Source organism: Niallia laureatilytica (genome assembly GCF_046613985.1).
Taxonomy (GTDB): domain Bacteria; phylum Bacillota; class Bacilli; order Bacillales; family Cytobacillaceae; genus Niallia.
This window is the reverse complement of the sequence record NZ_JBKKHP010000004.1, coordinates 200,836-224,852: the sequence shown is the minus strand read 5'-3', so window position 1 is coordinate 224,852 and position 24,017 is coordinate 200,836. Positions and strand designations below refer to the sequence as shown.

Sequence of the window (24,017 nt, the reverse complement as noted above, 5' to 3'; positions counted from 1 at the left end):
AACTTACACAAGCAAGTTCTTTTTACTATTATGGATTATTTTGATAATTCCTCTGTTAATACAGGAACGATTTGTTTTTTGCGTGATACAACACCTTTAAGCAAGGCTGTGTTATTTTCAAGTTTTACGCCAAATGCCGCTTCCACTGCACTAGTTTTCGTTCCAAGTGCGAGGGCAACAGAATCATTGTTTAAGATATCTGTTACAACAAGCAAGAATAAATCAAGCCCTTTGTCAGCAATCACTTTATTTAATGCATCTTCCAGTTCGCCTTGTTTAGCAAGTACATCATTTGTATCCACTGCATTAACTTGAGCAACTTCCACTTTATATGACCCCATTGGAAATTCTTTTGCATCAAGGCTGATTAGTTGCTCTACTGTTTTGTCGCTTAAATCTGCACCAGCTTTAAGCATGTCCAAACCATATTGGTCCAAATTAATGCCAGCAATTTCAGCAAGCTCTTGTGCTGCTTTAACATCCTGATCTGTGCAAGTTGGAGATTTAAACAATAATGAATCGGAAATAATTGCAGAAACCATTAAACCTGCAATGTCTTTTTTGATTTCAACATTGTTCTCTTTGTAAAGCTTGTTAAGAATTGTAGCAGTACAGCCAACAGGCTCAGCGCGATAATATAAAGGATCGCTTGTTTCAAAGTTAGCAATACGGTGGTGGTCGATAACTTCCAGAATAGAAACCTCTTTAATGTCTTCCACACTTTGCTGGAATTCGTTGTGATCTACAAGAATTACAGAATCTGTTTCCTCTGACGCCTTTTGTATGTATCTTGGAGCTTCAGCTTTGAAGTAATCTAGAGCGAACTTTGTTTCGCCATTGATTTCTCCCAGGCGAACAGCTTCCGCTTCTACACCTAAAGCTTTTTTCAATTCTGCATAAGCGATAGCAGAACAAATCGTATCCGTATCAGGATTTTTGTGACCAAAAACTAAAACTTTTCCCATTCTTTAATTCTCCTTGTAACTGAAATTATTGACATAGATAAACAAGGATGCACTTGTTATCCAATGTATTTATTGTATCATATCGCTAGCAAAAATAAATAATCGATAGACAAAATCTCCTTCTTATTTTATCGGAATTGTATTTTTGCGAAGAAGCATTTGACATAAACTACTAAGATAGCACAACAAAAAAAAGAGGGCTGATGCCCTCTCCTATCTATCAAACTATTAGAATTTAAATTGGTAGTTTTCAATTTCCCAAGCATGGATTTGTGTACGGTAGTTATCCCACTCTTCTTTTTTCGCTGCAACATACTCATAGAATACGTGCTCGCCAAGTGTTTTAAGACCGATTTCTCCTGCTTCTAGTTCAGCGATAGCTGCTTCTAGGCCACCTGGTAGGCTGTCGATGCCCAACTCTTCGCGGCGTGCATCTGTCATGTGGAAGATATCTTCGTTAACAGGTGCTGGAGCTTGCAATCCTTTTTCCACTCCATCAAGACCAGCAGATGCTATTACTGCAAATGTCAAATATGGATTTGATGCTGGATCTGGACAACGCAATTCTACGCGAGTTGCCATGCCTTTTTTAGCTGGAATACGGATTAAAGCTGAACGGTTTGAAGCAGACCAAGCAAGATATACTGGTGCTTCATAGCCAGGTACTAGACGTTTGTAAGAGTTTACTAGCGGGTTTGTAACAGCTACGAAACTCTTAACATTATCAAGGATACCAGCGATGAAAGAGTAAGCTTCACTTGAAAGCTGCAGTTCATCAGACGGATCGAAGAAAATGTTTTCGCCATCCTTGAAGAACGACATGTTAACATGCATTCCTGAACCGTTGATGCCGAATACTGGCTTTGGCATAAATGTTGCATGCAAGCCATATTGTGCTGCGATTGTTTTAACTACCCATTTGTAAGTAGTCGCAAGGTCTGCAGCTCCTAGAGCATCTGCATATTTAAAGTTAATTTCATGCTGGCCTTCTGCTACTTCATGGTGCAATGCTTCAATTGTAAAGCCCATTGCTCGCAAAGTTTTGAAGATTTCAACACGAACCTTTTCACCTAAGTCTTTAGGAGATGGCTCAAAGTATCCGCCTCTGTCACCTAGGACTGTCGTTGGGTAACCTTGTGCATCTGTTTCAAACAAGAAGAATTCCAATTCAGGACCTACAGAAATCGTATATCCTTGTTCTGCTGCACGTGCCACTGTCTTCTTAAGAACATTACGTGTGTCACCTTCAAATAATGTACCATCTGGATTTGTTACAGAGCAAAGGAAGCGTGCTTCTGAATATCCTTCTTCTTCTGTCCAAGGCAACACAACAAATGTGTTTAAATCTGGGGCTAAATAAGAATCTGATTTATTGATAGGTGAGAAACCTTTGATGGAAGAACCATCAATCATGATTTTCCCTTCTACTGCATCATCTAATTGAGCTGCTGTAATTGTGATATTTTTCAAAATCCCTTCAATATCTACAAATTGCATATGCAATAATTCTACATTTTTTTCTTTAATGATACTTTGAATCTGTTCTAATGTAATTTCAGCCATGTCAATTTACCTCACAATTCATGTTCTATTATCTAACTTGAATTCATTATAAGAAATTATTTATAGTTATACAATATCTTTTTTAAAATTTTTTAAATATTTTATAAGATAGCGTTTACATCCTTTTGTATTTATGTTTGGTTTATTTTTTATAAAAATCCGAAAATTCTGTAAAAAATGAAATTAACTGCTTATTTTCTTTTGAATGCTCGTTTTTTCGCCGTCTTTTAATATTTCCATATTCGAAATAAATAGCATATAGTTGGCTCTATATTCAGTAATTCTCCAAACGTTTTACTGACGAAAGGAGCAAACTGGCTTGGCTTCATGCAGTTTTGCTATCGGCAGCTTCTTTTCCCATTAGGAATGTCTGCACCATTAATCTTGTCAGATTTTCTTCGCTTATTAGCAATTCATGGAAGATAAATCAGGAATTTGCAAAACAGTACATGGAGGTAGTGAATCAAGGATTTATGATTAGCCTTTAACAAGCAATCCTTTTCTACTAAAAGCAGTTTTTGAAATAAATTACTTTATAAATTATTTGAATAGTGTTAATTTTTAAAATAAATTATTTTTTAAGAGGATGGTGTTTATAGTATGAATTCATTAAAGCAATTTACATTTAGTAAAAGATTTCCGAACATGCCGATTATCGGCTCCTCCTTCGCCGGTTCACTAGACCATGTTATTCCATTGTCTTATGGTTTTCCTGCTCCAGAGTCTTTTCCATTAGAAACGATGGTAGCTGCAACACAAGCTGCCATGAAAACGCAAGGGTTTGGTGCTATGTCTTATAGCGGCGGAACAGGCACAAGTCATATTGTTAACTGGATTCTCGAACGATCAAAGCTCCGTGACGTACATGCAAAAGAGGACCAAATCCTTGTAACTGCCGGGAGCATGCAGGCAATCGATTTAGTGGCACGAACACTCACTGACCCTGGTGACGAAATTTGGATTGAAGCTCCTTGTTTTTTTGGTGCAATTCGGACATTTAATTTGGCGCAGGTAAAATTACGGTCATTTCCGATTGATGAGAATGGAATAATGGTTGACTATGTGGAAAAAGCGTTATTAGAAGCCACTCTTCAGCAAAAGCCAATTCCGAAGCTTCTGTACATCATGCCCAATTACCATAATCCAGGCGGTGTCAATCTCTCTGTAGACAGACGAAGGAAACTCGCAGAGCTTGCTTATGAATATAATTTCTTCATTTTGGAAGATGATGCTTATGTGGAGCTTTCCTTTGATGGCACTTATCTCCCTTCTATCCACTCCTTCGGTCCTGAGCGCGTCATCTATTTAAGCACCTTTTCTAAAGTAATTGCACCTGGGATCCGTTTAGGCTGGGCAATTGGATTAAGTGAGATTATCACTAAGATGCGTATTTTGAAAACAGACGGGCTGACTAGCGTTTATGTACAGGAAGTTGTTCACAATGTGTTAGACCAGCTGGATATCGAAGAACATATCAAGTATTTAAGCAATACGTATAAATCAAGAAAAGAGGCAATGGTTGAAGCCATTAACGAGCATTTCGGCGACGAGGTCAGCTTTGTTTCACCAGAAGGAGGCTTCTTTCTCTGGCTCACATTCCCTGCTGGCATAAATACAAGCGACTTTGTGGAAGCTGCAATGATTGCTGGTGTCTCCTATTTGGATGGACAGCATTTCTTCCTTGAAGACGAAGGCTTTAACACAATGAGACTTTGTTTCACATACTGTAGTGAGGAGAAAATTAAAGAGGCGATTAAACGGCTTGCGGATACTTACTTCCAATATATCCGCACCTTGCCGATGGAGGAAGCTAACTGATGGATTCATCATCCCCTGTCATTTATGTTAGGTACAATATACCAAAAAAGTATATCGAAAAAATAAAAGCCTTAGGTGCAACCGTTTTGTTTGATCCTTGGCAATTTGGTAAAGAAGAACCAGCAGTGAACTTCGATTTAAGTGAGTGTGATATTATCCTTACCTTAGGTTTAATGGACCCTCTTACCATTAGGAACAACGCCCCAAAGCTTAAATGGGTACAATCATTAAGTGTTGGACTGGATGCTCTGCTTCATGAGGAAACAATTAAAAGTAATCTACTGATTACCAATACAAAGGGCTGCACTTCTATACCGATTGCCGAACATACTGTTGCCATGATTTCTGGGTTTGCAAGAGGGCTGCCAACCATGCTGCGTAATCAAAACAAGCGAATCTGGAGCAATACGGATATTCAAGACTTAGACGGCGCCACTATAGGAATTATCGGATATGGAGAGATTGGCAAAGAGATTGCGAAAAGATGCAAAGCTCTTGGCATGCATGTAGTCGGCTGCCGAAAGAGACCTTCCATTACAACAAGTAATGATCCTGCAGATGAGGTGGTTGGACTTGAACAAGTCGATGATGTCATTAAAAATGCTGATTTTCTTGTTCTCGCTTTGCCTTCAACAAAGGAAACGTACCAATTCATAAATAAAGAGAAGCTAAAGCTTATGAAACCATCTGCTTACTTGATTAATATCGGCAGAGGCAATACAATTGCAGAAGCTGATTTGCTGGAAGTGTTAACAGCTCAGCGAATTAAAGGTGCTGCTCTTGATGTATTTGAGGTGGAGCCGTTACCAAGCGAGTCCCCCTTCTGGGCATTGGAGAATGTCATAATATCTCCCCATAATGCCTATTATTCTCCGAAAAGCATGGATCGTTATATGGATATATTTTTAGAGAATGTCACTAGATTTAAAGAAGGCAAAGAGCTACTTAATTTGGTTAATAAAGAGCTTGGCTATTAAAATATAAAGAGGAGCGACCATTTAGCGCTCCTCTTTTCCTTCGATATTAAACTGTTTCGTAGCCTTCTTGTTTCCAAGCTGTTGTTCCGCCTTCAATGAAAGCTACATCAGCAAATCCCATTTGTTTAAGCAAATAAGCGCCAAGAGCAGCTTGTCCGCCTAAACCGCATGTTACTAGAATCGGTCTGTTGCGATCAGCTAATTCTGGATTGCGAAGCTCTTCAGGAAGCTCCAAATCAGCACGAATCGGCAGCATGCCTAGTGAAATGTTTACACTGCTTGGAATTAATCCGCAAGCTCCTGCATCCTCAGCATCCTGCACATCAATTACATATGTATTAGGTTTGTCTTCCATTTGTTTTTTTGCTTCAATTGATGAGATGCCTTTCACATTGTTTCTTGCTTCTTCTAATAATTTTCCGAATGTCAACGCCATTCCAATCACTCCTTCATGGTAATTTCCTACATATCTATAGTAGCAAACTTTTCCTTAATTACCTAGCAGAATGTACGCTCACTAAAAGAAAAAGAGACTAATGAGTCATTAGTCACTCATTAGTCTCTTTCTATCATTAGTTCTTCAATTTATCTCGAAGCACCATCGGTAAGATTCCACCGTGACGGTAGTAGTCTATCTCTACTTCAGAATCAAAGCGTACAAGCACTTCAAATGTCTTCTTGTTTCCATCCTCATCTGTCGCAGTAACTTCAATGAAATCACGAGGTTTAACTGTTTCATCGACATATATGTTAAACGTCTCTTTACCTGTTAAACCAAGAGATTCTGCGCTGTCTCCATCCTTGAATTGCAATGGAAGCACACCCATTAACACAAGGTTAGAGCGGTGGATTCTCTCAAAGCTTTCAGCAAGAACTGTTTTAATTCCAAGGAGATTCGTACCTTTTGCTGCCCAGTCACGAGAAGATCCCATGCCATAATCTTTGCCGGCAAGAACCATTAGGCCAGTTCCATCTTGTTTATATTGCATACAAGCATCATAAATGGATGTCACTTCACCTGTCGGCCAGTATGTCGTAAACCCGCCCTCTGTACCAGGAGCAATCTGATTACGGATACGGATATTCGCAAATGTTCCTCTCATCATGACCTCGTGGTTACCGCGGCGAGAACCGTAAGAGTTGAAATCGCGAACCTCTACTCCGTTTGCTTTTAAATATTTACCTGCAGGAGTGTTGACACCGATTGCTCCGGCTGGTGAAATATGGTCTGTTGTAACAGAGTCGCCAAACTTGCCGACAATTTTAAGCCCTTTAATCGGAAGCACCTTCTCAGGATCAGGCTTCAGCCCTTCAAAGAATGGAGGGTTTTGAATATAAGTGCTTGAATCATCGAATGTGTATAATGAATCGCTGCTAGTCTGAATTTCATTCCAGCGCTCGTTGTCGTCGAACACACGCTCATACTCCTTCTTAAACAGTTCAGGAGTTACAGTGCGGTTTACCACTTCATTAACCTCTTCAGTTGATGGCCAAATATCCTTGAAGAATACATCGTTGCCATCCTTATCCTTGCCGATTGACTCGTTTTGCAGGTCAATATCAACAGTTCCCGCAAGTGCATAAGCCACAACTAACGGCGGTGATGCCAAGTAGTTTGCTTTTACAAGCGGATGAATACGACCTTCAAAGTTTCTGTTACCGGAAAGCACACTAGTAACAAGCAAATCAGAATCAGCAACTGCCATTTCGATTTCATCACGCAATGGACCAGAGTTTCCGATACAAGTCGTACAGCCGTAACCAACAAGGTTAAAGCCGATTTGTTCCAAGTATGGCAGCAAGCCGGAATCTCTTAAATAACCAGTTACTACTTTTGAACCTGGCGCCAAAGAAGTTTTAACGAATTTAGGCACTTCCATGCCAAGTTCCACTGCTTTTTTGGCAACAAGGCCAGCACCAACAAGCACATACGGGTTGGATGTATTTGTACAGCTAGTGATAGCAGCGATTGCAACAGAACCTGTCCTCATTGTCGTTGAGTCCCCGTTAGCAAACTTGATATCTACTGATTTATCAAACTCATCTTTCTTCAAGCCGAAGCCTTGATTTCCTTCAGGTGCAGTCACAGAATCAACAAATGCTTTTTGCAGCTGCGATAATGGAATCAAGTCTTGCGGACGTTTTGGTCCAGACAGGTTTGCTTCAATATCTGAAAGATTAATTTCAATTACTTTTGTATAAACTGGCTCAATACTAGGATCAAAGAACAGTCCATTAAGTTTAGAATATTCTTCTACCACTTTGATTTGCTCTTCTGATCTGCCTGTTAATCTCATATAAGCCAATGATTCCTCATCAACTGGGAAGAATCCGCAAGTTGCTCCGTATTCTGGAGCCATGTTAGCGATTGTCGCACGGTCAGCTAGCGGCAATTGGGAGATACCAGGTCCGAAGAATTCAACGAACTTGCCTACTACCCCTTCACCTCTCAACACTTGTGTAACTTTTAAAGCAAGGTCTGTTGCTGTTGAACCGTTAGGCATATCACCAATAAGCTTCACACCCACAACTTCTGGAACTGGGAAATATGATGGTTGTCCAAGCATGCCAGCCTCTGCCTCGATACCGCCGACACCCCATCCAAGTACGCCGATTCCGTTGATCATCGTCGTATGTGAGTCTGTTCCTACTAATGTATCAGGGAAAGTTTCTAACTCTCCATCTTCATTTTCGACTACTTGCACAACATTTGCTAAATATTCTAAATTTACTTGGTGTACGATTCCTGTAGCAGGCGGAACGGCACGATAATTATCAAAAGCTTTTTGAGCCCAGCTCAAAAATTGGTAACGCTCTGCGTTTCGTTCAAACTCAAGATCCATATTTGCAGTCAACGCATCTGGCGTACCATATTTGTCAACCTGCACACTGTGGTCAATAACAAGATCGACCGGTTTTTCCGGGTTAATTTTGCTTGGATCTCCGCCAAGATCAGCCATGGCTTTTCTTAATGAAGCCAAGTCAACAACTGCAGGAACTCCTGTGAAGTCCTGTAGGATAACCCTTGAAGGCTTAAATGGCACATCAATTTCTTTCAGTTCATCTGTTCCCCATTTTGCAAGGTTTTCCACATGTTCGTCTTTAATGACAAAACCATCCATTTGTCTTAATACAGATTCCAATAGAACTTTGATAGAGTACGGCAATTTGGAAACATTGCCGATTCCCGCTTTTTCCAATGCATCCAATTGATAATAATGATAACGCTTCCCATCAACCTCGAATGATTTACGTGCATTGTAAGTATCTTTTGCCATATGTATTACCCCCTCCATGTAATCATATACCAAAAATAGAAAAATAGTCGAATATTTCGTACTTTCTATCTTTTTAGTCTTTTATTTCCTCATTCATTTTAATACAGTAGCTTTGATAAGTAAATAATAAGAAAGTTATCATTTATAATAAGCGCTACTTATGACCTAATTAAAAAAGCACCCTTTCCAAAAGAAAAGGTGCAGCTATTAAAGTTACGAAAGATCATTTACCTCACTGACAATCGTTTTTAAATCTTGCTGGAATGTCTCTAGCTGTTTGCGCTGATGTTCAGACGCAGTTTCTAAAGCATTTTCGATTTGTTCATATGTTTCGTTAATTTCTTGTTTCAGATGCTTCAGCTGATGACCGTAGCTTGCAGAATCCTTTACAATATCTTCATATAATGTCTGCGTTTCACGCATGTTATTTTGGGCAGCTTGGAAAGCTTCTTGTTTATTGCTGTGATAAAACACTGTATTTCCTCCTATCTATTTTTGCATAAGAATCGTGGTTGTAAGCAGGAAAGAAATCCTACAGTTAAATTGCTCAAAGACACAAAAAAATATTCTGTATAAACAAGAGATATTTCTCCCATTCTAAACAGTGAAGAGCAAACTGCTTTTCAAATGGCAAAGGAGATGAAGGTCTTGAATAAAAACGACGGTAAAGATATGCGCAAAAATTCACCGAAAGGCCATCACGGCGGACAGCCTGAGCCTCTCAGCGGGAGCAAAAAAGTGAAAAACCGCAACCATACTAGACAGAAGCACAACAGCGGACACGACTTTTAATAAATAGATAAACACAGGCTGATGATATATCATCAGCCTGCTAAAAAATTTTCTATGCACAGGTTACGGCAGCTGCGAATATCTTGTCATCAAAAAGGAGCAATTCACAATGAGTGATGAGCAATTATTTCCCTTGATGGAAGGATATAACTCTATTAGCAGCTATTTAGATGAAACAGAATTTCCTGTCGATTTATATGAAGCAGATTCTTACTATTTAGCTGAAAGCCTTCTGCCATACATCTCTCCTAATAGTATGGAGATCTTTGTAAAAGACAACTACCTGACTGTAAGGGTTCGTACTTTAGACAATCACATTAAATCAAGGACAGTTTATTTCCCTCAAAAAATTGAAAATAATGCTATTACTTCCGCCTTTACCGACAATATTTTAGAAGTAAAAATCTTTAAAAATTAGGAATACTTCAGTGTTAATCGTTCTTTCTCTAATATATAGTATATGATTCCGTTTGAATGGTTGCACGCCTTCATCAACTGCTTATTTGCTGAATCACATTTCCCCTGCTCTTGATAATCTAATGCAGCGATCGTATATTCCATCCATTTATGATCGGACGCTAAGCTTGAATCATTAAATTCATCGTTGTTTTGTCTGATTTTTAACCACTGCATAAAAAATTTTTTATTGTTATCACTGCTAAGTTTTGCTATTTCTTCATTCACTCCTTTCGTACTGTGAAAATAAAAGCAAAATAGAATGGTCAAAAGCGGATAATACTTTCTGAGATTAGGGCGTTTCACAGCTCTGCGATAATTGGCAATAACAGCTTTGTCATCCTTATTAGCAAGGGCATAAATATAGCCATAATACGGGTTATGTTTTCTAAGCCGCAAATACGTTTCTATCCACTTGCTGCTCCGTGATTTTTTTTCGAAATGATAAGCAAGTAATCGTAAAAATAGAATCGCTGTAAGCATAATGATTGCTGTTACATATATAACTGTCAAAAGCACCCACCCTCTTCTCTTCTAATTAAACCAAACTTTCGCAAGCTGCTTTATGTATTCGTCTATTTTATGCAGTGTTAATCCTCCAAACCCTAATATGATTGGACAATCATCTACTGATTTATTGGAATAATAGCTTGCAGTAGAATATATGCCAATAGACTGGTGTGCTGCTGCCTCAATCAATTGGGAATGCTGCTTATTTTCAACATTTATAAGCAGATGCAATCCGGCCTTTTCACCGATTATGTTAACAAATCCCCCCATATACTCATTTAGGGATGACAGCAGCATCTCATGTTTTTCTTTATAGATTTTCCTCATTTTTCTTAGATGCCTCTCATAGTGTTCTCTTTCCATAAATAGTGCTAATGCATGCTGAAAAATGGGTGAAGCATTTTGGGAATCAATGAACCCTTCATGCAGATTCTCCAATAATTTTTTTGGCAATACCATATAGCTAATCCGAACAGAAGGCAAAAATGATTTTGAGAAAGTCCCTGCATAAATAACTCTGTCCTGCCGGTCTAAGCCTTTTAAACTTGCAACCGGTGCCCCTTCATAACGAAACTCACTGTCATAATCATCTTCAATAATATAAGCATTTGTCTCTTCAGCCCATTTTAACAGCTCCAACCTTTTGGCAGCTGGCATGATACATCCGAGGGGGAATTGATGGGATGGTGTGATATACGCGGCATTGCAGCCACTGCTTTTTAATGCTTGGACATCGTACCCATCGTCTGCTGTAACAGGTATGTCAACAATCATACAGCCTTCTGTTAAGAAAGTATTTTTTACCCCATCATAGCCAGGGCTCTCCATGGCAACAGCTAGTTTATCCTTTTGAAGAAGGGAAATAACTGTTCTGACAAGCTGATTTGTTCCTGCTGATATTACGATATCTTCATATGTGCAATGAATTCCCCGCGATTTGTAAAGATATGTGGCTATCTGTTTTCGCAATGAAATGCTGCCTAATTTATTTCCGTATAGCAGGATTTCTTTATCATTTTCCTGTAAGCTGTCTTGTAAGCATTTTTTCCAGGTTTTCATTGGGAAATGCTCTAGATCAATATCTCCGTATTGAAAGTCAATGGTAAATTCCTTCGCTGCAATAGTTTTATTCTCCTCTTGAAGTACTTCCTGCTTTGTATCAGGTAAATATTCAAGATTAGGGACAACCCAATACCCTTTTTTGACTCTGCTTTCAATAAATCCTTCTGCCAAAAGCTGCTGATATGCTTCATTTACTGTATTTTTACTTATGCTTAACGTTTGAGAAAGGGATCTGACAGAAGGAAGTTTTGTGCCTTCTTTTATGTTCCCATTGAGCATTTCTTCTTTGTAGAAATCGTACAGCTGTTTATAAATTGGTGTTTTTTTGTCTTTTTCAATAAAACAGGAAACCATCTTCCCTCTCCATTCTGTCCCAATGTTTTTTTCGCAAACTGGCACTTTTTTCTATGACACTATTTTTTTACAATGATTCTAACATAACACTGAAGGAGATGGATAGGATGGAACAAATGAGACAGAAAAAAATGGAATGGACCGATGATGAACAAATCAACAGCTGTTTAACAAGTTGCCGCACCGGTTATCTTGGCTTGAGTGATGGCACTGAACCTTATGTTATTCCCCTTAATTATGTTTGGTATAACAAGGCCATTTACTTTCACGGTGCTGATGAAGGCAGAAAGGTGCGCATTATCGAAGCAAACCCCGCAGGCTGCTTCACCATTTGCGAAGAGCTTGGCACAATGAGCAATCCTGTTCCTGCAAAAACGGATACTGCTTATTGGAGTATCATGGCATTCGGAGAAATAAAGAAGGTAAGTGAAATGGAGGAAGCTAGGAATATCATGCAGGAAATGCTGAACAAATATGTACCAGATTACTATAACAAACCTCTTGCTTCGTCTCATTTAGAAAAATATCGGTCTTCTTTAGGCAGCAAAACAGCCATTTATAAACTTTACCCAACAACGATAACGGGCAAGGAAAATCCACTTGATGCAAAGACAAAATTCTCGCTAGGACGAACGATTTCAATGGATTTAAGATGAAAATAATAGAAATGAAGGAACTAGTCTAGTTTTCTGTTCATTATTTTAGTATTATGAAGAAATGGATACTGCTATTTATTGATTTTAGAAATAGCAAACTGTCATCTTACATGTACTTTATAATGAAGTGAGGATACAAAAATATGTTATTGAATGTGGAAAATTTAAGCCATACATTTGGAGACCGCACCCTATTTAAAGATGTGTCTTTCCGTTTATTAGCGGAAGATCATGTCGGTCTTGTTGGTGCAAACGGGGTTGGAAAATCAACACTGATGAATATTATTACAGGACAGCTGATTCATGACTCAGGCAAAGTAGAGTGGATTCCTTCTGTTCATTACGGCTATTTAGATCAGCATACAGTTCTTACACCTGGAAAAACAATTCGCGATGCATTAAAGGACGCATTCCTTCCTCTATTTAAGGAAGAAGAGAAGCTGAATGAAGTAACGGCGAAAATGGGCGATGCCACTCCAGAAGAGCTGGAAGCTCTGCTTGATGAAATGGGAGTTATTCAAGATAAACTTGATGCCGGCGGCTTTTATACACTTGATATAAAAATTGAAGAAGCAGCGCGCGGGCTTGGTCTTGATGCAATCGGACTAGACCGTGACGTAACAGCACTAAGCGGTGGACAGAGAACAAAAGTTTTACTCGCAAAATTACTCCTTGAACAGCCGCAAGTGCTATTGCTTGATGAGCCAACGAACTATCTGGATGTAGAGCATATTAAATGGCTTGCTTCTTATTTAAAAGAATATCCATATGCTTTTATCTTGATTTCTCATGATACAGAGTTTATGAACCAAGTATCAAATGTTATCTTCCATCTCGAATTCTCGAAGCTGACGAGATATACTGCAAGCTATGATAAATTCCTTGAGCTTGCTGAAATTAATAAAAACCAGCATTTGAATGCTTACGAAAAGCAAAAGGAATTTATTAAAAAACAAGAGGATTTCATCGCGAAAAACAAAGCGAGATACTCAACAACAGGACGTGCAAAAAGCCGTCAAAAGCAATTGGACCGCATGGAGCGCATTGACCGTCCGGAAACTGCCTTAAAGCCGACATTTGACTTTAAAGAATCACGCGGCAGCAGCCGTTATGTTTTTGAAGGGTCAGATTTTGAAATTGGCTATGGATCTCCGCTATTGCCGAAAATGTCCATTACAATTGAGCGCGGCGAAAAGATTGCTGTAGTCGGCTGTAATGGTGTCGGAAAATCTACGTTGCTGAAAACAATGCTTGGTAAAATACAGCCGTTAAGCGGAAAAATTGAACGAGGTGACTTCCTGTACCCTTCTTACTTTGAACAAGAGGTTAAAGCAGGAAACTTAACACCAATCGAGGATGTTTGGAATGCATTTCCAAGCATGGATCAGCACCAAGTACGTGCTGCCCTTGCACGTTGCGGGTTGAAAAACGAGCATATCTCAAGACCATTAAACCAGCTGAGCGGAGGCGAGCAAGCAAAGGTGCGCCTATGCAAGCTATTGATGGAAGAAAGCAACTGGCTATTGTTTGACGAGCCTACGAATCACTTAGATGTGACGGCAAAAGAAGAATTAAAACGAGCGCTGAAAGCTTATAAAGGCACTGTTGTTCTTGTTTGCCATGAACCTGATTTCTATGAAGATTGGGTTACAAAGGTTTGGAATGTGGAAGAATGGTCTAATCAAAACTAATTAATTTAAAAAACTATCATTAATGATATATTTTTCGCAAGGAATGGATAAACGGCCATTCGCGGGAATATTCATTATTTGATAGTTTTTTTATTTGAAGAAAGGAGGCTTTGCATGTATTTCTTTGGCCGAATTTGGAAAGTGATCATCAGCTTCAGCTTTTCAGCGATACTGCTCGTTACCATTATTGTTCTAATAAGTGCTGCATGGGTGTTTCACTTTTTAGAGCCTGCTACATTCCCAACCTATTTTGATAGCTTGTGGTTTACAATGGTCACTTCTACAACCGTTGGTTATGGAGACTATTATCCTCAAAGTGTGCCAGGCCGCTTATTTGCAATGGTCTTTTTCTTATACGGTATTATGACATTGACTGTTTTTATCGGAAAAATGCAGCAAATGCTTTCTGACTATAAAAGATTAAAGGAGGAAGGAAAGCTGGACTACAAAAAATCAGGTCATATTATTTTTATTGGTTATGGAAAAAAGACAATGATAGCGCTGAAAGAGATAAAAAACGCCAGCCCTGAGATGGCAATTGTGCTGATTGACAGCAAGCTTGCCAAAAACCCATATGATAATGATTATGTTTTCTTTATAAGTGGAAATCCAGCCGAAGATAAAACATTACTGAAAGCAAATTTGCCTGTGGCTGAACGGGTGTTTATCTTCTCAGATGAAAGGATAGAGGATGATTTAGCAGCGGATGGAACAACTGCGCTGATTGCATTAGGCGTTGAGGATTTATCCAGTGCTTATCATGTAAATATGCATACTACTGTTGAAATTCGTAAAGCAGCACATAAGGAGCGTTTTAAACATGCGAATGTAGAACGTTTCATTTATTCCTATGAATCTGTCGGGCTGCTATTTTCCAGAGAATGTCTGCATTCTGGAAGTGCGACTCTGTTTAATGATCTTCTGTCAAATGAAAGAGGCTCTGACTGGCATCAAATAAAAGCCAAGCCAGAATGGATTACATATAAAGACGCTGCACTTGGTGTGTTTTCTTTAGGTGCAACATTACTAGCAGTGAATAATGATCTTGATGTCGCCACGAGAGCAGCAGAGCCCCTCCCGAAAAATGCGACACTAACGATTGTTTGCACCGACAGTTCTATCACTAATTTTTAACTGTACATAATTTGGGCTCTTTGTGTGTTTAAAACCAATCAGCCCCATTTTTTATTAATTTGCTTCTGTAGATTGCTTCCCTTTTTTAACTGCTTTTAATTCATATTTGCCGACAGTGACAGAGATTATATGATCCGGCTTTGGCTTACCAAGATTTTTGCGGTGTCCTTCAATATGTGCCGGGCTCTTTTCCCAATTTTTCCATGCTTCTTCTGATTCCCATCTGATTAATATCAGCACTTCTTCGTCACCGCGGCGGACTTTTTTTACATATACGCTAATGTCGACAAAGCCTTCCTGCTCCTCAATTATTCCCCCTTTACTGAACCTGTCCACAACAAGATGTGATGTTCCTTCCTTTACGACCATATTTCGTGTAACAACAAACATAACTCTATCCCCTTTCCAACTTATATATACATATATTTTATTGATAAAGATTATCATTGTCAATTAAAACCCTTCTCTTCTTCATCTTCCTGTCTGAATAAATACAAGGAAAAAATCAACTTTAAGCACTTTTTTTGGAAAGACTGTATTTTTTTCTCGTAACGACAAATAATACCAATAATTAGAGTTATTGGAGGTCTTTCCTATGTTTAAAGGTTATACTCTTGCACTGCTTGCCTGCTGTTTGTTTGTTATGTACCCGCTCGATGCGTTTGCTGCTCCTACTGGTGAAGAAGTCAGTCAGCTTGCCGACTCCCTCGGCTGGACAGTTGATGATTTAGAAAACTACTTAAGCGATAAAGAGCTCTCTGTAGAGGAGTTTGATTCCATTAAGGAATTGAAGGATTATCTCGGCACACCAATTACGCCAAATAACTTAGATGCCTTATTAAAAAACTATAATATGACAAGGGAAGAACTTGATATTCTTCTGACAGGATTTAATGAAAATGTTCAAGATTACTGGTTTATTGAGGATTTAGACGTTGCGATTGATTTTTACCAGAATCACGAAGAGCAAATGCAAAGTCTAGAGGTATTCCTTCTCAATGCAGGAATGACGGAAGAAGAAACGGCAAATCTTTACCACCATTTTAAAAAGCTGGATAAACAAACACTTGCCGAAAATATTTCAGCCTGGAAGGAATTACTGCAAGGATTCGCTGCGATGGATCAGGAAGAGCAATTATCTGCTTCTAGCAAAGAGACATTGCTGTCGATGTGGAAAAGTGTCAGTGAACAGCTCGAATTGACACCTGTTTTCTACTCTGTTGATGACAATGGCAAGCGGGAAAAAATTGCTTTAGATGAGTTTCTCCAAGCACCGCAGTATGACACTGTCGCTCTTGAAGTATTCGACAACAATAACGACTTGCTTGTCGATACTGTCATTTCTCCAGAGAAATTAACAAGCAACTTTGCTGTTGCCGCTGCTGACAAAGTCGTAAATCTTGCTGAATTAAGCGGTAACTTAACAACCCTTTATGAGTCTCAGCTGCCAAACACAGCGTCAAAAGTCCCGTTATACTTATTTATCGGCTATTTGCTTGTATTAATCGGCTGCTTTATCCTTCTTGGTAAAAAGAGCAAAAAGCTTTATGAAAAGTAAAGCTGTCAATAGCCTATCTTTACTTGCCTACTTCCTAGTGATTATTGGAATGACATTCATCGTGTTTAATTCCATTATTCTGTTAAGAACACATGAGCAGATACCTGTACAGGACAGCACAGACATTCCCTCTTTCGATAAAAAGGATCTACCATTAAAAGAAGGCGAATGGTTCGGTGTTTTAATTGCACCGAGCCAAAATAAAAAGGTGCCCATTTATGAAGGCACAAGCAGCGATATTTTATCGAAAGGGGCTGGTCATTATTCAGCCAGCGCTTCTCCTGAACACAGTGATAATACAATTATATCAGGACATCGTGATACGTACTTCCGTTTTTTGAAGGATGTATCAAAAAATGATAAAATTATTATCCAAACAAAAAAAGGGATTTTCACCTACCGTATCCGAAAAACCGATATTGTTTCTGCTTCGGCTGATAATATATTAACACCTAAAAGCAGACCGATTTTAACGTTAACGACTTGTTTCCCTTTTTCCTATATAGGCGATGCGCCTGATCGGTATATTTTAACGGCAGATTTAATAAAACAGGAAATAAATAAATAAGCCAAGATGCTACTATCTTGGCTATTCTTTCGTTCCTTTTACAACAAGAAAATGCGGATGACTCATCAAGTAATCATAACTTCCCCTAGCCAATTCTTTTAGCTGCTCTGTAGGCTTTAGCTCTTTTACTGCATTTAGCTTGAATGCTTTTGTTGTTTCATTAATAATAGCATGCAGCGGCCTGCGGTACATCGGAACCTCAAATTTTTGTCCGTCTTTATGCCAAGAATCTACATAAGCTTCCGTTTCAAAATAGCCTTGTTCGCCTGCATTCTTTATATCCATAAATGGATGATGAACAGAATAGATTATCTCACCACCCTTTTTTAATATCCTGTTAAACTCTTTAAATGTGCTGCTCCAATCTCGGATATAATGGAGGGTTAAAGAGCTGACAATGATATCAAAGGAAGCATCCGCAAATGGCAGTGCTTGCTCTAAATCCACACAGTAAATTTTACCCCTTTCACCAATTCTCCTTCGTGCCGCTTCAACCATTTGCGGGCTGATGTCAATCGCAGTTACGCTAGCGCCTCTAACAAGCAGTTCATTTGTATACCAGCCTGCTGCACAACCGGCATCCAGTATGCTCTTATCGCTTAGGTTCTCCGCGATTTCAGCAAGCATTCCCGGTCTTTCGTATTCTGCATTATAATAACTAGAACTATCCACTTGTGTTTCATAAATAGTGGATAAAGCATCGAATACCTTCCGTAATTCTGTTTTCATCCTTAAGCCTCCCTCACCTTTTTTATCCTTTGTTTATATTCTTGATATAAGCAAAATATCCTTTATCCAAGCAAAAAACCATGCAAATGCATGGTTTTTAATTCCATTTCGTTAAAATGGCCGCTAGTTTATTTTTCCATTCTTTTAAATATAAACTAATATTTCTTCCGCTTTTTTGCTTTTGCATTTCATACAGGCTGGCAGACGCAATTAAGATTGTGCCTGCGATAAGCAAGTACGCCCACCATGGCATAACACCCCAAAATGGTCTTGTTTGCAGAAGTACATTTAATAGAAGCACCCCTATGCCGATGAAAAAGTAGGATTTATACCGGAAATAAAATCCGCCGATAACAGACAGTAAGGAAAGTGTCCCTAAAATGATAGCATCTGTTATAGCAGAGGTTCTTAATCCGTCAACACATAAACTAACGGCAGCAATAAGCAGGAAGCCCCATTCTGCTCGTATGATGAATTGCTTAAATGGCGCCATGATTTTTTTGCTTGCCCAAAATAGTAAAAACCATGGGAAAAGCAGAAGCTCCATTCGATAATAAACTGATATCTGCCATTCATGGAGCAATATATAATATGGCTGCAGCAACAACAGCAAAGCAAGCATTTTTACTGTCCACGTAAATTTAATGCTAACTCTTCCCTTCTGGATGTATGCAGTTAATGCCATAAGCAATCCAGGCACTGCCTTCATCCACCATACATCCACGTGCGAAAACACCAAGAAAAGGAAGGCTATAAAGCCACTGATAGTGTAGAAATCAATGGATAACACTTTTCCATTTTCAATGAGAAGGATTTTTTTATAAAGATACATACCAATACAGACAAGTGCGACACCAATTAAAGTGTAGAGAATAAAGCGGTCTGTTGGCAGAAACCCTTTTGCGTATATTAACCGTTCTGCACTAATGAACAGGAGCAGCATTGCAGGTGCGACAAGAAAATGCTTCCTGTCCAGATGCGTAATAACTAAGTATATAATCAGATAAAACAGTGTGGCAAAAAAGACTGAATAAGAAAATACTGTAAGCACTTGCCACGAAATGATTCCAATGATGCTAAATGGGATAAAAAACAGGAGCAATGATCTGCTGCTCGCGCTTAAAACAACTCTGTGCAGGAGCAAAAGTATACTTGTAAATATAAAGGCTTGTGATACGGCAGGGACACTGTCAATTACAAGCAGCTTTTCTAAAGTAAAAAATAAAAAGAAAGATAGATAAGCCCCATATTGCAGCAGCACGTTAAAATACTTCTGTTTAACAAAATAAGCACTTGCCGCATAAGCAAAAAAGCTAAAAACAAAATGAATGCTTGCGTCACTATGGTTAAACCAAACATCCAATAGTAATGCAAATGGCAAATACAAATGACCAATAAAACTTAAAGGCATTTTAAAGTCTTTGTTTTTTATAAGCACGGCGGCAGTCATTAGGAATATCCAGCCATATAGTGCTGCTTTTTCAAATAACCAGTCAGATGAATCAAATAATAGGTCAATGGCCGAAAAATAAGTAAAACAAGCTACTGCTGATACAAGCCAAGCCAATGGTTTTTCCCGTTTTTTCCTATAAAACAGGTAAAAGACAAAGATGCCTGCAGCATATACTGCTGTTCGTGCGAAATCATGAGTAGATGGTGATGTAACAGTCAGCAAGATTGAGACCATATACATGATTTGGCTAATATAAAAACCATTTATGCCTAGTTTTTGATTTTTATTAGAATACCATTTGCACACCGCTAATAATGTGATACTGCCAAGTGCAGTTGGACATGCTATCCCAAGCTCTCTAATGACTGGGACAGCTGTGTATAATGCTGCAAACGCAAAATATCCGACAATAGGAATAACAATGTCCAGTAATGAAAAACCAATCATATCTACCTTTTTATATTGGATATACAATAATATTACTCCAAGAAGGATAAGCATAAATACTACTTCCCATCCTCCAAAGAAAAACATCCCGCTTCCATATGCGCAAACAGCAAGTGCCCAAATGGAGATATTTGTTGAACTTCTTTTAATTAACTGAAGCATGGAAAACTTATTAAATATCCCTAAAACTAGCAAAAGGAAAAAGGCAATGACATAGCAAGTCACTAAAAAACTGTTTAAATTGGTGACAAAATCCCATTTTACTGCAAGCTGCCACAGACTGCTTCCCCAAAGTACTGCTGGGAAATAGGCAATGATGCCATGATAGAATCGAGATAAATAAACAAATTGTGCTCCAAGCAGTAAAAACGTACAGGAAACTATAAGAGAACCATACCAAAATAGTTCTAAATGAAAAACAGCACTATACAGCAGTGACGCCAAGCCGACAGCAATACTTGTGTATTCCCATGTTTTCCCTAAGTACAAGTCATTCCTCACCAATTTGAGCAAAAGGAATACAGCTCCTAAAGCAGCAAAGGCTAATGGCTGGAAATTGAAAATAAGATCATTTGAAAAAAGCTGATATGTCCCGGCAACAGCGGTCACTGTAACAAAAAAATGATAGTCCTTTTTTTTCGTTTGTAATAAAAATAAGAAATAAACTGCACTCATTAACAAAAAGTTCCAACCTTGAAAAACAGCAGATTCATAGAAAAAGCTTAGAAAAAGGGTTGTAACTGCCATATGAACAAGCAAATATACTGGAAGCAAACGATAGTAGCTTGAAGCCCATTTGTATTTCTTCTTTATTCCCATAAACAGAATGACTGCTAAATAAAAAATAACCATCAGCAAGACAAATACATCAAGCGGCACATACAATGCTGCAAACGCAAAGGCAAAAGCTGCTGAGACAGCGATTAATACTAATATGCGAAAAATGAGCGATTCTGTTATTTGTGCACATTTATGATAGACAGGAACAAGGATAATTCCTGCCATGACACCAAATAAATATTTGCCATCCCCGGTGACTGAAAGATACAGGCCTGCCAAGCGAAAATAGCTGACTGACAGAAATCCAATTGGTAAAAACAAACCGCCTAGCACAGTAAAGGCAAAAGCAGTTTTTTCAATCTTCACAAATACTTTGGCTACATAGCCAAAGCCGAAAAACAAAATAGACACAAAGAAGATGCTCGCAGCCTTCATCCAATCTGCCATTGTGCTCCAATTGCTTGTAGCAACAAATAGCCCGCCAATTATAAGCAGAAAGACGCCGATATACAAAAGATACGAAATATTTCTTTCGCGTATTTCTTCTTTGCTGCGGATTTTTTTTGGTTTTTTCGGTTGAACCGGCTTGGAGTTTACTTGTTTCTCTGTATAGGTTGAAACCGCCGTTTTAGCCTTTTCTGCTGCTGCTAATTTTTCATCATCAACATAGCTGGTATAGCCGCCTAACACTTCATCATACGTTTGTTCCCGTATGTATCCACGCGATTTAAGCAGTGCAAGCTTAGTCAAAAATGGATTTTCTGTCATTTCTATTAACCCCTTATGATCATTTTGTACATAATGTGTAATTTTACATTATTTAATACGATATTTCAATATTATGCACAAAAGTAATAAAAAAGCCGCTTAGGTTTATGTCTAAGCAGCGATTAAGATTAATTTGAAATTTTTATATATGTGTAAGTATCTTCCGCAATATTATTTAGGAATGGACTAGGTTTATCTTTTTCTTTATAAACATACAATTCATGCATTGCTCTTGTGCAGGCAGTATAAAAAAGTTCTTTTTCGAGCTCATTCACATATGCTGAGCTGTTATAAAGGATAACAGCGTCAAATTCAATTCCTTTTGCCAAGTAGGCAGGAACAACAGAAATACCCTTTTCGTAAGAAATAGTTCCCTTTTCTAATAAGCGGACACCGCCTAATCCTTTTAAGGAGTCATATACTTCTGTACTTTCCTTTTGTGTTTTACAGATGACTGCAATTGTTTTATGACCCGCCTCTTTTAATGTCTGCAAATCTCCTTGCAAATTAGCCAAGATTACTGCTTTATCAGCAGCTTCCTTAACGACTGGCTTATTTCCATGACGGTTAAATGGCTCAATGTCATCCCCATTATGAGTTAAACTTCTAGTAAACTCGATGATTTCTTTCGTGGAACGATAACTTTTCGTTAGAGTAATTTTCTCGACGTCTTCATTGCCATCCCGTATAAATTCATCATTTCCATGTGCAAAGATAGCCTGGTTTAAGTCACCTAAAAATGTCATTTTACTGTACGGGAAAAGCTCTTTTATATAGCTGATTTGGAAAGCGGAATAGTCTTGTGCCTCATCGATAAACACTTGCCTGATGCTTGTGCTTGCTTTTTTCCCTTCAAGCTTATCCTTCAAATAGGAGTAAGGTGTTCCATCTTCATTCCAAAGCAATCTCTTTTCTAGATTCTCCGATGTATCAGTGATAATTTTGTCCCAGTCTGTGTTTGACAGCTCTGCTGGCGTTGGCGTAATCTCCCTTAATGCGTTTTTGTATATTTGGCTGTAATCGATAAACCGGAGATTTTTTATCCTTTTATAAATTGATTTAAACCGTTTGTTCACAATTACCCTGCGAAGAACAACTTCTTCTTTGTCAAAATAAGTAAACTCATCTAAGTCATTATTTTTTTTCTGTGCTTCTTTAAAGGCATTTAAATAATCTTCTTTATCCAGAAGCATCATTTCCTCATCGACCCAGCTCTGTTTTCTTTCTGTTTTCGCATGCTTGCGCATTTCTGCTTGTGCCCAGTCCTTTAGAAGCTGCATTCTATTAGGTATAGTGATATGCTCTTCGGACTCATAAAATTTCCGTTCTAATTCTTCCTTAGAAATCAGGACTTTCTTTCGGAAAGAGATATCTTTAAAAACAATCCCTTCCTGCATTAATCCTTCTACATATTTATCAAGCTCATTTTTAAAGGAAAGACTGCTCTTATATTGAATCCCTGCAAGACGGAGCTTATGGCTTTGCACATCCTCATCGGAAAGAAGAGCTTCCAGCTGGGAAAAGGGATCTTCCACTTCTAATGATTTTCCAACACGATTGACAATATACTCATGCCAAGTTGTCTGCTGCATATTCTCCTCTCCTAATTCAGGAAGAACGGTGGAGACATAGCTGTTAAATAACGGATTGGGTGAAAACAGCATGATATTATCCGATTTAAGTGTCTTACGGTGCCTGTAAAGGAGAAATGCGACACGCTGCAGTGCAGCCGAAGTTTTGCCGCTGCCTGCGACGCCTTGAACGATTAAATATTTGCTCGTTTCATTGCGGATGATTTTGTTCTGCTCCTTTTGAATGGTGGCGACAATGCTTTTCATCATCGAGCTTGCATTAGTGCCGAGCACCTCAAGGAGCAATTCGTCACCGATCGTTACGCCAGTATCAAAAAGATTTAGAATTTTTCCATCACGAATCAGAAATTGCCTTTTTAATAAAAGCTCTCCGCCAATTTCTCCTTCTGGTGTCATATATGCAGCCGCACCTGGCGAATAATCATAATAGACACTGGAAATAGGCGCTCTCCAATCATATATTAAGAAATTTTCTTCGTTTTGGTCCATCAAGGAAGTAATGCCAATATAAATGGCTTCTGCTTCTTCGCCTTCTTCCTTAAAATCAATTCGGCCAAAGTATGGTGAGTACTGCAGTTTCTCTAATGTCTTTAGCTGCTTATGTATTTGGCCGATGCTTCGCTCTCTTTCACCCAACAGTTCTGCCTGCTGTCTAAGACTGATATGCGTCTCTAAGACGTCATCAGGCTCGTCAAGGTTAACCGTGACATCTTCCCAAAAAGTTTCACGAAGGTGTCCTGCATCACCGCCAACTTCTTTTCTGTTTGCTTCTAATTTATTTATTTTTTTGCCGATTTCCTGTATTACCATATCTGCTCTTTGTTGCTCTGTTGAGATTTCTTCTATATCCTTTTTGCTCATTTTTT

20 protein-coding genes are annotated in these 24,017 nt (G+C 38.6%); 9 read left to right on the top strand and 11 right to left on the bottom strand.

From position 1 onward, the window contains the following. Window positions 1–35: 35 nt before the first annotated feature. Together ACLIJJ_RS12875 and ACLIJJ_RS12870 are read right to left on the bottom strand one after the other, a co-directional pair. Window positions 36–965, bottom strand: coding sequence for a manganese-dependent inorganic pyrophosphatase (locus ACLIJJ_RS12875; protein WP_233314012.1), 930 nt, complete (start codon window positions 963–965; stop codon window positions 36–38). Between the two features lie 228 nt (window positions 966–1,193). Beyond that, window positions 1,194–2,528 carry a glutamine synthetase family protein gene (locus ACLIJJ_RS12870; protein ID WP_237941336.1) on the bottom strand — a complete coding sequence of 445 codons (1,335 nt, stop codon included), beginning with the start codon at window positions 2,526–2,528 and terminating at the stop codon, window positions 1,194–1,196. 600 nt (window positions 2,529–3,128) lie between these two features. Here ACLIJJ_RS12870 and ACLIJJ_RS12865 point away from each other — a divergent pair. Together ACLIJJ_RS12865 and ACLIJJ_RS12860 are read left to right on the top strand one after the other, a co-directional pair. Next, window positions 3,129–4,346 carry an aminotransferase-like domain-containing protein gene (locus tag ACLIJJ_RS12865; RefSeq protein WP_411228621.1) on the top strand — a complete coding sequence of 406 codons (1,218 nt, stop codon included), beginning with the start codon at window positions 3,129–3,131 and terminating at the stop codon, window positions 4,344–4,346. Beyond that, window positions 4,346–5,323: a D-2-hydroxyacid dehydrogenase gene (locus ACLIJJ_RS12860; RefSeq protein ID WP_233314015.1), complete on the top strand. Its 978-nt coding sequence runs from the start codon at window positions 4,346–4,348 to the stop codon at window positions 5,321–5,323. The genes ACLIJJ_RS12865 and ACLIJJ_RS12860 overlap by 1 nt, the downstream gene beginning before the upstream one ends. 46 nt (window positions 5,324–5,369) lie before the next feature. Here ACLIJJ_RS12860 and ACLIJJ_RS12855 read toward each other — a convergent pair whose 3' ends face one another. The 3 genes from ACLIJJ_RS12855 to ACLIJJ_RS12845 all read right to left on the bottom strand — a co-directional run bounded on the left by ACLIJJ_RS12855 (window position 5,370) and on the right by ACLIJJ_RS12845 (window position 9,075). Next, on the bottom strand, window positions 5,370–5,759 hold the full coding sequence (locus ACLIJJ_RS12855; RefSeq protein WP_411411016.1) for a rhodanese-like domain-containing protein: 390 nt from the start codon (window positions 5,757–5,759) through the stop codon (window positions 5,370–5,372). Window positions 5,760–5,895: 136 nt separating this feature from the next. Next, entirely contained in the window at window positions 5,896–8,601 is a 2,706-nt protein-coding gene (gene acnA, locus ACLIJJ_RS12850) for an aconitate hydratase AcnA (protein WP_233314017.1), read from the bottom strand. A gap of 213 nt (window positions 8,602–8,814) precedes the next feature. After that, the gene (locus ACLIJJ_RS12845) at window positions 8,815–9,075 is read right to left on the bottom strand and encodes a hypothetical protein (RefSeq protein ID WP_233314018.1); all 261 of its coding nucleotides are present in this window, start codon (window positions 9,073–9,075) and stop codon (window positions 8,815–8,817) included. A 165-nt stretch (window positions 9,076–9,240) separates the two neighbouring features. Between ACLIJJ_RS12845 and ACLIJJ_RS12840 the strand changes: the two genes are divergently transcribed. Both ACLIJJ_RS12840 and ACLIJJ_RS12835 read left to right on the top strand, forming a co-directional pair. Continuing rightward, window positions 9,241–9,393 carry a small acid-soluble spore protein P gene (locus ACLIJJ_RS12840; protein WP_233314759.1) on the top strand — a complete coding sequence of 51 codons (153 nt, stop codon included), beginning with the start codon at window positions 9,241–9,243 and terminating at the stop codon, window positions 9,391–9,393. 109 nt (window positions 9,394–9,502) lie between these two features. Further along, a complete protein-coding gene (locus ACLIJJ_RS12835; RefSeq protein WP_237941333.1) occupies window positions 9,503–9,811 on the top strand; it encodes an Hsp20/alpha crystallin family protein in 309 nt (102 codons plus the stop codon). Here the strand turns inward: ACLIJJ_RS12835 and ACLIJJ_RS12830 are convergent. Both ACLIJJ_RS12830 and pdxR read right to left on the bottom strand, forming a co-directional pair. Further along, window positions 9,808–10,362: a hypothetical protein gene (locus tag ACLIJJ_RS12830; RefSeq protein ID WP_411411015.1), complete on the bottom strand. Its 555-nt coding sequence runs from the start codon at window positions 10,360–10,362 to the stop codon at window positions 9,808–9,810. The genes ACLIJJ_RS12835 and ACLIJJ_RS12830 overlap by 4 nt on opposite strands. A gap of 21 nt (window positions 10,363–10,383) precedes the next feature. Next, complete coding sequence (pdxR, locus tag ACLIJJ_RS12825; protein ID WP_233314021.1) at window positions 10,384–11,775, bottom strand: MocR-like pyridoxine biosynthesis transcription factor PdxR; 1,392 nt, start codon at window positions 11,773–11,775, stop codon at window positions 10,384–10,386. 107 nt (window positions 11,776–11,882) lie between these two features. Between pdxR and ACLIJJ_RS12820 the strand changes: the two genes are divergently transcribed. The 3 genes from ACLIJJ_RS12820 (at window position 11,883) to ACLIJJ_RS12810 (ending at window position 15,256) form a co-directional block, all read left to right on the top strand. Then, window positions 11,883–12,431, top strand: coding sequence for a pyridoxamine 5'-phosphate oxidase family protein (locus tag ACLIJJ_RS12820; protein WP_411228618.1), 549 nt, complete (start codon window positions 11,883–11,885; stop codon window positions 12,429–12,431). Between the two features lie 143 nt (window positions 12,432–12,574). Continuing rightward, window positions 12,575–14,122 carry an ABC-F family ATP-binding cassette domain-containing protein gene (locus tag ACLIJJ_RS12815; RefSeq protein WP_233314023.1) on the top strand — a complete coding sequence of 516 codons (1,548 nt, stop codon included), beginning with the start codon at window positions 12,575–12,577 and terminating at the stop codon, window positions 14,120–14,122. A 114-nt stretch (window positions 14,123–14,236) separates the two neighbouring features. Next, window positions 14,237–15,256, top strand: coding sequence for a potassium channel family protein (locus ACLIJJ_RS12810; protein ID WP_411411014.1), 1,020 nt, complete (start codon window positions 14,237–14,239; stop codon window positions 15,254–15,256). 54 nt (window positions 15,257–15,310) lie between these two features. Here the strand turns inward: ACLIJJ_RS12810 and ACLIJJ_RS12805 are convergent, their stop codons facing one another. Next, a complete protein-coding gene (locus tag ACLIJJ_RS12805) occupies window positions 15,311–15,646 on the bottom strand; it encodes an antibiotic biosynthesis monooxygenase (protein WP_233314025.1) in 336 nt (111 codons plus the stop codon). 205 nt (window positions 15,647–15,851) lie between these two features. Between ACLIJJ_RS12805 and ACLIJJ_RS12800 the strand changes: the two genes are divergently transcribed. Together ACLIJJ_RS12800 and ACLIJJ_RS12795 are read left to right on the top strand one after the other, a co-directional pair. Continuing rightward, window positions 15,852–16,814, top strand: coding sequence for a processed acidic surface protein (locus ACLIJJ_RS12800; protein WP_251646990.1), 963 nt, complete (start codon window positions 15,852–15,854; stop codon window positions 16,812–16,814). Continuing rightward, the gene (locus ACLIJJ_RS12795; RefSeq protein ID WP_411411013.1) at window positions 16,804–17,382 is read left to right on the top strand and encodes a class D sortase; all 579 of its coding nucleotides are present in this window, start codon (window positions 16,804–16,806) and stop codon (window positions 17,380–17,382) included. The genes ACLIJJ_RS12800 and ACLIJJ_RS12795 overlap by 11 nt, the downstream gene beginning before the upstream one ends. 21 nt (window positions 17,383–17,403) lie before the next feature. On the opposite strand, the gene ACLIJJ_RS12790 is transcribed toward ACLIJJ_RS12795, so the two are convergent. The 3 genes from ACLIJJ_RS12790 to helD all read right to left on the bottom strand — a co-directional run bounded on the left by ACLIJJ_RS12790 (window position 17,404) and on the right by helD (window position 24,012). Further along, window positions 17,404–18,111, bottom strand: coding sequence for a class I SAM-dependent methyltransferase (locus ACLIJJ_RS12790; protein WP_251646994.1), 708 nt, complete (start codon window positions 18,109–18,111; stop codon window positions 17,404–17,406). A 97-nt stretch (window positions 18,112–18,208) separates the two neighbouring features. Continuing rightward, window positions 18,209–21,559, bottom strand: coding sequence for a hypothetical protein (locus ACLIJJ_RS12785; RefSeq protein ID WP_411411012.1), 3,351 nt, complete (start codon window positions 21,557–21,559; stop codon window positions 18,209–18,211). A 128-nt stretch (window positions 21,560–21,687) separates the two neighbouring features. Next, window positions 21,688–24,012: an RNA polymerase recycling motor HelD gene (helD, locus tag ACLIJJ_RS12780; protein ID WP_233314030.1), complete on the bottom strand. Its 2,325-nt coding sequence runs from the start codon at window positions 24,010–24,012 to the stop codon at window positions 21,688–21,690. Between the last annotated feature and the right edge of the window lie 5 nt (window positions 24,013–24,017).